Source organism: Dendronalium phyllosphericum CENA369 (assembly GCF_016056275.1).
Taxonomy (GTDB): Bacteria; Cyanobacteriota; Cyanobacteriia; order Cyanobacteriales; family Nostocaceae; genus Dendronalium; species Dendronalium phyllosphericum.
Map to the genome: position 1 here is coordinate 4,948 of NZ_JAECZA010000247.1, position 9,937 is coordinate 14,884.

21 protein-coding genes are annotated in these 9,937 nt (G+C 44.3%); 10 read left to right on the forward strand and 11 right to left on the reverse strand.

Going from position 1 to position 9,937, the window contains the following annotated elements; translation table 11 throughout:
• From I8752_RS29190 to I8752_RS29230, 9 genes are all read right to left on the reverse strand, one after another.
• Positions 1 to 850: hypothetical protein (locus I8752_RS29190; RefSeq protein WP_214435709.1), on the reverse strand; the 850-nt coding region annotated here is incomplete at its 3' end.
• Entirely contained in the window at positions 850 to 1,335 is a 486-nt protein-coding gene (locus I8752_RS29195) for a hypothetical protein (RefSeq protein WP_214435710.1), read from the reverse strand. The genes I8752_RS29190 and I8752_RS29195, both read right to left, overlap by 1 nt.
• 15 nt (positions 1,336 to 1,350) lie before the next feature.
• Positions 1,351 to 1,668 (reverse strand): hypothetical protein, encoded by a 318-nt coding sequence (locus I8752_RS29200; protein WP_214435711.1) that lies wholly within the window; start codon positions 1,666 to 1,668, stop codon positions 1,351 to 1,353.
• Positions 1,669 to 1,934: 266 nt separating this feature from the next.
• Positions 1,935 to 2,150: a hypothetical protein gene (locus I8752_RS29205; protein ID WP_214435712.1), complete on the reverse strand. Its 216-nt coding sequence runs from the start codon at positions 2,148 to 2,150 to the stop codon at positions 1,935 to 1,937.
• Positions 2,151 to 2,225: 75 nt separating this feature from the next.
• Positions 2,226 to 4,700: a VapE domain-containing protein gene (locus I8752_RS29210; protein ID WP_214435713.1), complete on the reverse strand. Its 2,475-nt coding sequence runs from the start codon at positions 4,698 to 4,700 to the stop codon at positions 2,226 to 2,228.
• Between the two features lie 184 nt (positions 4,701 to 4,884).
• Positions 4,885 to 5,082: a hypothetical protein gene (locus tag I8752_RS29215; protein WP_214435714.1), complete on the reverse strand. Its 198-nt coding sequence runs from the start codon at positions 5,080 to 5,082 to the stop codon at positions 4,885 to 4,887.
• 30 nt (positions 5,083 to 5,112) lie between these two features.
• A complete protein-coding gene (locus I8752_RS29220; RefSeq protein ID WP_214435715.1) occupies positions 5,113 to 5,358 on the reverse strand; it encodes a hypothetical protein in 246 nt (81 codons plus the stop codon).
• A gap of 10 nt (positions 5,359 to 5,368) precedes the next feature.
• Positions 5,369 to 5,683 carry a hypothetical protein gene (locus tag I8752_RS29225; RefSeq protein ID WP_214435716.1) on the reverse strand — a complete coding sequence of 105 codons (315 nt, stop codon included), beginning with the start codon at positions 5,681 to 5,683 and terminating at the stop codon, positions 5,369 to 5,371.
• Between the two features lie 3 nt (positions 5,684 to 5,686).
• Positions 5,687 to 5,893: a hypothetical protein gene (locus I8752_RS29230; RefSeq protein WP_214435717.1), complete on the reverse strand. Its 207-nt coding sequence runs from the start codon at positions 5,891 to 5,893 to the stop codon at positions 5,687 to 5,689.
• Positions 5,894 to 6,139: 246 nt separating this feature from the next.
• On the opposite strand from I8752_RS29230, the gene I8752_RS29235 reads away from it, so the two are divergent.
• Entirely contained in the window at positions 6,140 to 6,430 is a 291-nt protein-coding gene (locus I8752_RS29235; RefSeq protein ID WP_214435718.1) for a KGK domain-containing protein, read from the forward strand.
• Positions 6,431 to 6,487: 57 nt separating this feature from the next.
• On the opposite strand, the gene I8752_RS38870 is transcribed toward I8752_RS29235, so the two are convergent.
• Entirely contained in the window at positions 6,488 to 6,664 is a 177-nt protein-coding gene (locus I8752_RS38870; protein ID WP_214435719.1) for a hypothetical protein, read from the reverse strand.
• Positions 6,649 to 6,840 (reverse strand): ribbon-helix-helix domain-containing protein, encoded by a 192-nt coding sequence (locus I8752_RS38875; RefSeq protein ID WP_225895982.1) that lies wholly within the window; start codon positions 6,838 to 6,840, stop codon positions 6,649 to 6,651. The genes I8752_RS38870 and I8752_RS38875 overlap by 16 nt, the downstream gene beginning before the upstream one ends.
• A 556-nt stretch (positions 6,841 to 7,396) precedes the next feature.
• On the opposite strand from I8752_RS38875, the gene I8752_RS29250 reads away from it, so the two are divergent.
• The 9 genes from I8752_RS29250 to I8752_RS29290 form a co-directional block, all read left to right on the forward strand.
• A complete protein-coding gene (locus I8752_RS29250) occupies positions 7,397 to 7,585 on the forward strand; it encodes a hypothetical protein (RefSeq protein ID WP_214435721.1) in 189 nt (62 codons plus the stop codon).
• Positions 7,586 to 7,622: 37 nt separating this feature from the next.
• Entirely contained in the window at positions 7,623 to 7,856 is a 234-nt protein-coding gene (locus tag I8752_RS29255; RefSeq protein ID WP_214435722.1) for a hypothetical protein, read from the forward strand.
• The gene (locus I8752_RS29260) at positions 7,853 to 8,146 is read left to right on the forward strand and encodes a hypothetical protein (RefSeq protein ID WP_214435723.1); all 294 of its coding nucleotides are present in this window, start codon (positions 7,853 to 7,855) and stop codon (positions 8,144 to 8,146) included. The genes I8752_RS29255 and I8752_RS29260 overlap by 4 nt, the downstream gene beginning before the upstream one ends.
• 47 nt (positions 8,147 to 8,193) lie before the next feature.
• Complete coding sequence (locus tag I8752_RS29265) at positions 8,194 to 8,559, forward strand: hypothetical protein (protein ID WP_214435724.1); 366 nt, start codon at positions 8,194 to 8,196, stop codon at positions 8,557 to 8,559.
• Positions 8,560 to 8,635: 76 nt separating this feature from the next.
• Positions 8,636 to 8,851 (forward strand): hypothetical protein, encoded by a 216-nt coding sequence (locus I8752_RS29270; RefSeq protein WP_214435725.1) that lies wholly within the window; start codon positions 8,636 to 8,638, stop codon positions 8,849 to 8,851.
• The gene (locus I8752_RS29275; RefSeq protein WP_214435726.1) at positions 8,838 to 9,047 is read left to right on the forward strand and encodes a hypothetical protein; all 210 of its coding nucleotides are present in this window, start codon (positions 8,838 to 8,840) and stop codon (positions 9,045 to 9,047) included. Before I8752_RS29270 ends, I8752_RS29275 begins: the two co-directional genes overlap by 14 nt.
• Complete coding sequence (locus I8752_RS29280) at positions 9,034 to 9,234, forward strand: hypothetical protein (protein WP_214435727.1); 201 nt, start codon at positions 9,034 to 9,036, stop codon at positions 9,232 to 9,234. Before I8752_RS29275 ends, I8752_RS29280 begins: the two co-directional genes overlap by 14 nt.
• Positions 9,235 to 9,384: 150 nt before the next feature.
• Positions 9,385 to 9,744 carry a hypothetical protein gene (locus I8752_RS29285; protein ID WP_214435728.1) on the forward strand — a complete coding sequence of 120 codons (360 nt, stop codon included), beginning with the start codon at positions 9,385 to 9,387 and terminating at the stop codon, positions 9,742 to 9,744.
• Positions 9,741 to 9,937 (forward strand): hypothetical protein (locus I8752_RS29290; protein WP_214435729.1); only part of this gene is annotated, 197 nt, incomplete at its 3' end. The genes I8752_RS29285 and I8752_RS29290, both read left to right, overlap by 4 nt.

Sequence of the window (9,937 nt, forward strand, 5' to 3'; positions counted from 1 at the left end):
CTTCGGTTTTAGCCGAATCAGCTACTTCTTTAACCTCAGTTTTGACGGAATCAGCAACTTCCTTAACTTCGGTTTTAGCCGAATCAGCTACTTCTTTAACCTCAGTTTTGACGGAATCAGCTACTTCTCTTACTTCAGTTTTTGCTGATTCAACGGCTCCTTTGACTTCGGTTTTAGCTGAATCAGCTACTTCTCTAACCTCAGTTTTGACGGAATCAGCCACTTCTCTAACTTCAGTTTTAGAAGCATTACTTATGTCTTTGATTTCAGTTTTAGAGGTGTTAGCTATAGTTTCAATGTCAGCTTTGGTAGTACTTCCTATAGTCTCAACTTCTGTTTTAGTGACACTTCCTAGAGTTTCTACTTCCGTTTTAGTAGTACTTCCTATAGTCTTAACTTCTGTTTTAGTGACACTTCCTAGAGTTTCTACTTCTGTTTTAGCTACGCTTTTGACACTGCCTATTTCTTCAACTGCAACTCCTAAAAATTCTGTGAGTTCTTTGATTCCTGCTGCAATCGCTGTAGCAATTGCAGCGGGAAGTATAGAGCCGATTATTCCCTGAATTGCTGGGCCGGCAAGAGCTAAAAGTTCCGGCAATGCAAGCGCCACTAGTCCCGCCACTAAATCCGCAATCACCAAACCAATGATTTTGGCTTCTAAATATTCAATTCTGCTATCTTGCTCTGCGTCATGAAGTTCGTCTGTGGTGATTCGCTGATTAATTAAATTGATTTGTGCTTGTAAATTATCAATCTTTGATTGCAACTGGTTGCAGCAATCGCATTGATGCCCAGAGCAACCACTAATATTTGATAGTGAATTAATGAGTGATTGCCCAGCACTAGACACTAGCAAACCTCACTACTAATTTTTGCAACCAAGCCCTCAATGCTGGTGTATTCAGATTTTTCAATGCAGACAAATCCATCAGGGCAAAATGTTGTTGGATCGACGCATTTTTTTCCCTCAGCGCAAGCACCACCATTCGCACATACAGCTTGACAATCTGACAAGCTGGCGTATAAACCTGGGGTATTGTAAGTAGTTTTGGGCACACATTGCCCATTTAAACAATCGTATTTATCAGCGCGACACGTTGCACAACTGCCACCGCTAGTGTAACCAGAGGTAGGGGTTTCATCGGCAACAGCGGTAACAACTGCGGTACTCGGCTGATAGTAATATCCCGTTCCTGCAACGTTGCCACCATCAATAAATAACCAAACTCCACCGTTGCCAGCACTACGAAATTCTGCAACTTCTCCACATGCAAAAAATTCGTAGGAATTGTTATCAAATCCTTTGCCGCTGAAACGCCAACATTTAGTAGTCATATTTTTTAATCAACCTTAAACAGTGTTCGGGTCAAATGTTGGTGCGGTATAAGGTCCATAGAACCGCTCTGAATACTGGAATTGAGTTTTAGCAATTCCATTTCGAGTTATTGGAGAAGATATTGTTAAATCACTTGTAGCCATTACTGAAGCATCTGTATTGGCAGTTATCCAAGCGTGAGCCATTTGCACAATCGCCCCGTAGATTTCTAATGCTGTAGGATTCGCACTTGTTAGAGCGGGTAATGCGGTTAGCGGAATTGATAAAACTTTTGGAGTTCCTGAAAAAGTTGTATCTGTTCCAAACAAATCAGTAAATCCTGGCTGAGACATAAAAAGAATTTTTCGTGAAGTGAATAAATCCGTTTTATCCGGGAATCAAAAATCAGTAAATGTTCTACTTTTATGTAAAAGACGAAGTAGCTTTACAAGGGCAAAACATTGCTACGACCGAATTACAGGAATACTTCTGAAAGAGCGAATCAAAAGTATACCTGTTTTACCTTCTGGCACGGTTAAACCGGAAGTAATACAAAAAGTTGTCTTGATAACCTGAGTAGCTGTACTGAAGCTGTCAGGGTATTAATTTATTCAAATCTTTAAAAATCATCGGCAGGACAAAACCGCCTAGGGCGAATACCCTGAAATGGCATTGTAATCAAATTAGTGATCGCCCAAGAGAGGTTGTGTCTGGCGATCGCATTTTTATCAAAACCTAGTAAACCTAAACGGTGGCGGTTTGGCGACGTTTGACTCTTGGAAAGTGCGATCGCAATCCTGGCAGTACCATCGCCGTACCTTCTCACGGTTGGCACGGAGATTGTAGCCGTTGCGGTAAGTCTGCCACCCGCAGCAGCGGGGGCATTGAGCGCGAACTAAGTTTTTAGTCATCAGAAATATCGCTTGATGAATTTTCTTGCTAGTGCCTCCACCTCAACAATCAGCTGCTCTTTATTAATAGGCGGCCATTCAATAGCACATTCAAATTTTCGTCCTTTTATGTGAAGGGTAAATTTCAGTGTTTTACAACCACGTTTAAAGTGAGAAGGCTCAAACACTACTTCTTCGTTGTCAACTGTGCTCACAAATCCAGCAGGCATCAGCCTGTTGGTTACTGGACATGGTTCGCATCTAAAGCTGACAGGAAGTGGTGGAGTGGGGCGATCGCTCTCAGCTTGCACAAAATTATTTTCAGAAAAGTTGGGCAAAACATCTGGATCATCTGGATCATCTGGATCAAGCTTGCTGTGTAAGGGTTCTGGCTGATCCAGATGTTTTTTAGTATCTGGATCATCTGGATCAGCATCCTCGTGTGCTATTTGAAACAACTCAACTTGCTCACACTGATCCAGATGATCCAGATGTTTTTTAGTATCTGGATCACCCTCAAAGACTTGCTGTATAAGGACTGATCCAGATGATCCAGATGATCCAGATATTTTCTCAACTTTTGAGAGTTTTTTGAACCAAACACGTAAAGGATAACCGTTGACCCTTTTTCTTTGTTGATACCAGCCTTCTTGTCTTAGGATTGCGGATACTCTCCTCTCTGCGAGCTTGTCCTGGCGGCCTGTTTCTATTTGCAACCCATTAAGAAGAATGTCGTGAGTTGTTATCCCCTGTTTGTTCTGAACGAAGGACAAAATCCTTTCTTCCCACGGGTCTGAGGACTGGTATTCCTTGTTGGCTTCTGTTTGCAGGGCATACTCGGCGTGAGTTAAGTGCCAGATGTGGCCCATTTGATAAAGGTGGTTTGCAGCTGCCCAAATCAAATCTCGTTCTCGAATCAGTTGCTCAACAGGAATTATTTGGTTAACTGGAATAATCCAAAATCGGCGGTTGCCTGTAGGGTCGTGAAGAAGTTCTTGTTCGTTGGAGGTTCCAACCAGGATGCAAGCCCTAGGATGTTCTTTAATTTCTCGCTCGTAAGGGTAGCGAAAAGCATCTGTGCTACTGCTCAGGAATTTTTTGATGGAGCCGACATCCTTCCTTTTGTAAATATGCTCAATTTCGGGCAGTTCTAAACCCCAAAATTGATGCAATTTCATTAATTCGTCCTTCTCGTTGCTGTCGCTGAGTTCGTCGGTGAACCAGTCCGCACCAAATAACTCTCGCCAAAAGGTGCTTTTCCTCAATCCTTGTGCGCCAATGAGAATACAGGCATCGTCAGCCTTACATCCTGGTCGCCTAGCCCTGGCGACTGCGGCGATGAGTGCTTTCCTAATGTATGTATTGTGAAGTGGGTCATCTGTGCCAAAGTACTTGAAGGCTAAATTATCCAGAATTGACAAATCTGGATTGGGGTTTCTGGCTGCCAGCGAATCAAGGTATTCAACTACAGGACTGTAAGCATTCTCTTTTGCTATGACCGTAACTATTAAGTGTGCATCTTCCTTTGAAATATCGATGCCAAACTCTCTAGAAATGTAGAATTTCAAGTGGTCTGAATCTATTCTGGAATCATCTCTTTCGATGTATTTTTTCAATAAATTTAATCGAATAGAGTCACCCCACCCTTGCTTGATAATTTTGTAGGCACGGTAGAGCTTAGATTTATTTTCTTCCTCATCAAAGTCAAATTCTTGAGTTTTTTGTTTGTCGTCTAGCTCTTTCTTCCACTCTTCTATGGTGAGAGCCTCCTCAACTAATTTTCTGAATTCATCGCCACCCTTGGCAGCGATAAAATCATCCATCCCTTTCAGGTCAATGGATGGTAAGGTTACAATCATTACCTTTGAACCTGTGGCTGATAAGTCACGAGCTAAAGATAGTAAAGCGTTTTGAACTGGTCGTTTTTCAAGTATATCGGCATCAAAACAGAGATAGAATGTTCGCCCGAAACCTGCGTAAGCTTCTAGCCAGTAATGTAACCGTCCAAATTTTCTACAAGTACTAACACCGGGGATACTAATAGTTGGAATGCCCAAGGTTAGCCCCGCGGCTGCTTTCTTGGCTCCCTCGGTAATGATGATGGGCTGACTTTTATCTTCTTGGATTCTCTTCCAAAAGTACTCAATACCTGTGTTTAAAAATAATGGTGCGGTATTAGCTCCAGTTGCCCCTAGATACTTTTGAGGTTTACCTCTTTTATCGATTGGTGCTGTATCTGGTTTTACCTGTACGCCTTCTAAGGTGTTTTCACCTGTTAGAGGATCAATTCCGGAAACACACCACGCTGGAACGAGACTGTCAGAGTGCTTGCGGCGATTTTTAGTATTGCGATTCAAGATTCTATCTATCTCTCTAGAATCATGAATTGTTTTAAAATTTCGGTTGATTAATGTATCAGAAATTGCACTAGATTTAAATTCATTCCAGTGATGAGAAGCAATAGTATCAACATCATGAAGAGTAGTTAAAATCATTGTTCTACCCTCCGATTAATGTTAGAATTATTAGTGAACATGACTGCTCCTAGTGGTCTGTTGAACAAGTTTTTATTCATATAAGTCCTTTTTTTTTAGTTCTCCAGCTTGTTACTGGGGTTCTTTTTTTTGAGTGTTTATTGACTGGTTAATTACTGTTAGGAATTAGCGGCGATCGCGTCATCTAAATTCGCACGTAGAACACTCCGGAGCCGTGGCAGTCGTAGCAAACATCGGTAGATTCGATGCCCTCCCACTCTTCTGTGACTTCACCGCCTCCATCACAGGTAGGACATTCAATCTCTTCAAACGTCAGCCCAATCTCGTGTTCTTCAACTTGTCCGGCGCGGAATACTTCGGTTTTCTTAATTGGTTTGTCCATGTTTGTTATTTAATGGCGATCGCATTTCATTCACTTGGCTGGTCTGGATGCTGAGTCAATCCAGTTGGCAATCTCCACCAGGACTGCTGATTTTTCGCTCTCGGTAAGTTCGTTCATCTTGTCAAGCACTTCAACGGGAATTTTTGTTTCTGGCCCTACTAGTTCGTGCATAGGTTCCTCATGGTGTTTTAGGGATTTAGCTAGTAATGCGGTCAAGTCGAGTAGAGATGGCTTACAAAGCTGAAATAGAGGGTCTTGGATTTTTTGCTTAGTCATAAGTCAGTGGTTAGTTGTTGGTGGTTCGTGGACGAGTTTTCAGCCAGATGCCATTCTTGTCGGCATTTATTAGTTGCTCTACTGTGAGGGACTTGAGAAGCTTTCTAAATTCTTTTAGCTGAGTGTTATTGAGAATGCAGTAATGCCTTGTTTTGTAGGTTGCTTCAAGATAATCTCTGTATTTGAGGGAACAGCCAGATGTTCGCTGCAACCTCTCAACTTCGTCAGCTATTAGGTTGATCGTGTTTAACCGCCAGGGGTCGTTCTCTGGTGGCAGGCTCCTCAAGTATTTGTAAGTTTCGTTTTGTCGAGATTTTTTTGTCATTGGTCAGTGGCGATCGCTTCGCAAAGGAGGAGAGGGTCGAAGGTGTTCCGGGAGGCGCTGCCACCAGCTTTTTACTTGCCCGTTCTCATCGATGATGGCGATGTAAAAGTATTTGGGGAAGCCGGGATGCTGGAAGTTAATCCAGTCTGGTGGCTTTGGCTGATATTCTTCTGCCGCATCAGGTAGCTGTTCTGGTTTTTGTTCGGTCATGAGTCATTAGTCAGTTGTTGGTGGTCAGGGGCTTACGCTTCTCCTTGATGTCAGTCAATTTGCGTTTTCATGGATGAAAGCAAATGTTTTTTAAGTCTTGTTTCATGGATGGTTTTCAGTATTAAAGATTCGGTGTCGCATCACGTTAGGAACTGAACTCTAGGCGGTCATCAAAGGGAAAACTTAGGAAAGGCGGATCGAGTTGGCGCTCTATCCGCCATTTTGTGTAATCAAGAGAGAAATAAAATGAGTGACGTAGTGATTTTGAAAGGTGATGAGGTCATTAGCATGAGCAAGGAATATAGCTTTGTCAGCCTTGCTGTGTGCAAATTTGAACAGATGGATGGACAGATCAAGAAAACCATTGAAGCAAATGTCCCAAATTACACCCTTTGGACTAATTCAGGTGTTAATGCTCAAGTTCTCTGTCCTGGTGAAAACTGGCAAAAAGGCAAGCTAAAGTTAGTTGTCAGTTATCACGTAGAATTCATACCTGAGTCAGAATTGCCTTCTGATGAGCCAGTGCGGCTACCTTAGTCGCGGCGGTTAGAACTGCTCACAAATAAAGCCGTCTGCCCATGAAGGTAGACGGCTTTATTCTTCATTGTTTTGTTCTTCTAACTGAATTTGAAGTGATTCAAATTCTTGTATTCTGGATTGAATCTTTTCCGCCTCATCGTTAGTACGTTGGATTTCCTCTTCAAGCTTTCTAAGTTCTTCTTTCTTAGCTGCCAGCTGATCGCGATAATCGGCAATCAGTTGGCGCAACATTCCCCCAGTAACTGATGCTCCAGGGGCGAGGACACTTGCTCTCTCGCTATGCGTTCTATCATCTCGCTTTTGCTTATTCCCAGAGCTTTCGCTTTCGCGTCGAGCATTTCTACTCCCTCCGGAGTAAGCGTCAAAGTTAGATCCTTTTTTCTCTGACCGTGTAGCGGTTTTCTCATCAATTGTACCCATGCACTACTCCTTGATTGTACCCCTGCACTTTGTTTACATTTAACCCCGGTACTATTATATTTATAGTTGTACCGGGGTAGTATTATTTTTGCAAGCCCTTGAGTCAAGCTGTGCCAACCAAGTAGAGATGGCAGCCTACCGCCACTGAGGCAAAGAAAGACCTGCCAGCGCTGAGTGACTGACAACTGACCACTGACAACTGACACCCCAAACCATGCAGAGATAGCAGCCTGCAAGCCCAAAGACCTGCTAGGGGCGACAACCGAAAACCACCAACCGCCGAACAATGGGGAAAATCAAACTTCGCATTGAGGGAGACACCAAAGACGTAAAAGCCTTCTCAAGATTTCTGCGACTGATTGCGGGATTCGTCAACGCTGTGTCTATGAAGTCAGAAAGCGCAGATTATCCCAACCGCAATAACCCAGAAGTACGCCGCTACTTCGATTTCGAGTTTGACAGTGAAGTGTTGAACCCAGGTGAGGAGTAGCAAGTAAACAGAAAGCGATCGCAACAAATAAATGAATAAGGAGATTTATCGCAATGCCGCAAAGCATCTCTAAGAAAGATGACCCAGAATTCTTTGAATGGTGGGTAAACCCAGTAGCAGATGGCGACCCAACGCCAGACTCAAAGGACTTGCAAGCTACTCAAGAATACATCGCCAGACATTACACCCCAGAAACTCAAGCCCAGATCAACATCAACGTCAGGGAGATGAGAGAAGACTAAAGGTGATCGCAGTACTTAATTAAGGAGTAAACAGCTTATGACAATTGGCAGTAATCAAGCCTTTCCCATTGCCTGGAATCAATACGAGCAACTGACTCAAGACGGCTTGACCAAACGTGAGTTCTTTGCAGCAATGGCGTTGCAGGGATTCTTGGCGAACGCCAACAACACAACTTACGAGTTGCAGGTAACTCGTGCAGTTAAAGCCGCTGACGCTTTAATTGCAGCTTTGAGCAAACCAGAATACAGCGAAACCAAGCAAGACTCATGAACGAAAACACTCAACTAGTATTAATGCCTAACAAATTTATTCAGGTTGGCGATGACCTAATCCTCAACGTGAATAACGTCAACTACGTCCACAAGTTGGACAGTAACAGAGTTTGGATTTATCTGCGAGGCGAAGAAGACCCCATCAAATTTAGAGGTGAGCAAGCACAAGCAATATGGACTTACTTCATCTCTTACACCCCAAACATTTGCCCCGGTGAGAGCGCAGCGCTAAACAACAAAAACGCTGAAGTCCATACGGTGCAAGACTTCAGCGACAAAACCAATTAACCTGTAAGTTCTCTTGAGAGCCACTATACCCCATCTACAGAACCACTATGAGCGATCAACAAACAACCGACAAAGCCACTACCAACGGTCGAATAACTCCCACTAACAGCCTAAAGGGAAGGAAGAAGCAGTGGAAGTCCCTCGCTGTTGACCCACTAGCAGAGGGCTTTGACGGACATCAAGCAGAGTATGTTGTTGGAAAGTCCCCCCTTACCTGGGCAACCCTTCAACCCGGTCAACTGTTCTCCCGTTCTAAAAGCGGCAAGAACCTGCATGTCAAATTGAATGATGGACGGGCTATTTGCCTCGACACCCGTCAGCCTATTGAATTCGAGCCAAGGATTCGTAACACGCAGCAAGTCTGGTTAGTAACCAGCTTCAACTCAACTACCGCCAACAAAGCAGATTTTTGATAGGCGAACGCCGACTGCCAAGAAGTGCGATCGCCCGATTTCGTAGCATTAGCTTCGCGAGGAAACCAAACTAATTATGCCAGAAGACATCAAGAAATCCTACGTCCAGCGTTACATTCGCCAAGCCCAGTCCACAAACGACGAGGCTTTGAAAAACAATGCCCTCTACCGTGCCGGCACACATATGGAGGTAATCCCCTGTAGCGGCAACGACAACCTCACCCCTGAACAGCAAAAGACAGTATTGAATGCAGCCGCGAAACTCTTAGGGGGTGACAATGCCGGAATTTAACCAGCAACTTTATAAAACCTCCCTCGATGTTCTCCTGAGTGCAAACGTCCCCAAAGATGTGGCAGAAGTAGCATCACGAGTCGTTGCCAGCGATGACGCTAAATTGCCCAACTTGGGGCGAACTCCTGTAGACCAAGAGTTTATTGATAAGGCAATACAGCACTATTGGGCAGGACAGGGCGATGCAAATTCCTGATGACTGGTACGCCCAGCAAGCAATCCAGGCAGCTAGAGAACTCGATTTCGACCTGCAAGCAGCCTGCGAAACCGAAATCCAAGAAGCTGTTAGCGCCACCTTTGAGCCGATGCCCACACCCGAACCGGGAGAAATCGAAAACTCGATTTACAACTTCAACACCATCTTAGACATGGTAAACGACTAGCCAAAAGCCCCCATCGCTGGGGGCATCAGGTACAAAACATGAATCAATTATTAATTGTTTTTCTCACAATCTTGTCCCTAATTATTGGAGTTGCAGCGCTGTGCAAGGAGCAAACTAATCGCCCTACCTACTTAAAAATCGAGGTACAGTATGGCAGATGAGCAAAAAATCGTAGTCGAGATACCGAGCGAACGGGGTTATTCCCCAGTCCCCACCCCCCAGCCATCAAAAGTAGAGCAATTTAAGCAAGGCTGGGCAGATGCTCTAGCACTGCCGGGTAATCTCCCAGACTTGGCACTAGATACAGTCGCCTGTGTATCCATTCCCTGCTTGCTAAGTAGCTGCTGGGTAATCCTACCCATTCCCGGTTTTATTCGGTTGGCAGTCCTGGGAGTATTAGTCTTCGCCGGAGCTTGGACTTGTTACCTATACCAAGCGATACCCCAAATCAAAGCCATTTTGTTAATCCGCGTTGGCTTGATTCTGTTGGGGGTGTTATTGGGAATATGAGCGAATTACACCCCTCCCAACTCCACCAACACTTGCAGATGTACACCTGTGCCAAGTGGTCATTTTGGGGTAGTTTAATTATCAGCGTCGGTTTACTGTCCTTGGGTGCTTCTAAAGTCGGTTCGCAAAAACTGTGGATAGTGGGGTTCTCTGTCGGCACGTTAGAAGTAGGACGGCGACAGCGCCACACAGC

Excerpts from the sequence above, each read along its gene's own strand:
- I8752_RS29195 (WP_214435710.1), bottom strand. The coding sequence starts at position 1,335 with ATGACTACTAAATGTTGGCGTTTCAGCGGCAAAGGATTTGATAACAAT.
- I8752_RS29200 (WP_214435711.1), bottom strand. The coding sequence starts at position 1,668 with ATGTCTCAGCCAGGATTTACTGATTTGTTTGGAACAGATACAACTTTT.
- I8752_RS29210 (WP_214435713.1), bottom strand. The coding sequence starts at position 4,700 with ATGATTTTAACTACTCTTCATGATGTTGATACTATTGCTTCTCATCAC.
- I8752_RS29215 (WP_214435714.1), bottom strand. The coding sequence starts at position 5,082 with ATGGACAAACCAATTAAGAAAACCGAAGTATTCCGCGCCGGACAAGTT.
- I8752_RS29220 (WP_214435715.1), bottom strand. The coding sequence starts at position 5,358 with ATGACTAAGCAAAAAATCCAAGACCCTCTATTTCAGCTTTGTAAGCCA.
- I8752_RS29225 (WP_214435716.1), bottom strand. The coding sequence starts at position 5,683 with ATGACAAAAAAATCTCGACAAAACGAAACTTACAAATACTTGAGGAGC.
- I8752_RS29230 (WP_214435717.1), bottom strand. The coding sequence starts at position 5,893 with ATGACCGAACAAAAACCAGAACAGCTACCTGATGCGGCAGAAGAATAT.
- I8752_RS29235 (WP_214435718.1), top strand. The coding sequence starts at position 6,140 with ATGAGTGACGTAGTGATTTTGAAAGGTGATGAGGTCATTAGCATGAGC.
- I8752_RS38870 (WP_214435719.1), bottom strand. The coding sequence starts at position 6,664 with ATGTTGCGCCAACTGATTGCCGATTATCGCGATCAGCTGGCAGCTAAG.
- I8752_RS38875 (WP_225895982.1), bottom strand. The coding sequence starts at position 6,840 with ATGAGAAAACCGCTACACGGTCAGAGAAAAAAGGATCTAACTTTGACG.
- I8752_RS29250 (WP_214435721.1), top strand. The coding sequence starts at position 7,397 with ATGCCGCAAAGCATCTCTAAGAAAGATGACCCAGAATTCTTTGAATGG.
- I8752_RS29255 (WP_214435722.1), top strand. The coding sequence starts at position 7,623 with ATGACAATTGGCAGTAATCAAGCCTTTCCCATTGCCTGGAATCAATAC.
- I8752_RS29260 (WP_214435723.1), top strand. The coding sequence starts at position 7,853 with ATGAACGAAAACACTCAACTAGTATTAATGCCTAACAAATTTATTCAG.
- I8752_RS29265 (WP_214435724.1), top strand. The coding sequence starts at position 8,194 with ATGAGCGATCAACAAACAACCGACAAAGCCACTACCAACGGTCGAATA.
- I8752_RS29270 (WP_214435725.1), top strand. The coding sequence starts at position 8,636 with ATGCCAGAAGACATCAAGAAATCCTACGTCCAGCGTTACATTCGCCAA.
- I8752_RS29275 (WP_214435726.1), top strand. The coding sequence starts at position 8,838 with ATGCCGGAATTTAACCAGCAACTTTATAAAACCTCCCTCGATGTTCTC.
- I8752_RS29280 (WP_214435727.1), top strand. The coding sequence starts at position 9,034 with ATGCAAATTCCTGATGACTGGTACGCCCAGCAAGCAATCCAGGCAGCT.
- I8752_RS29285 (WP_214435728.1), top strand. The coding sequence starts at position 9,385 with ATGGCAGATGAGCAAAAAATCGTAGTCGAGATACCGAGCGAACGGGGT.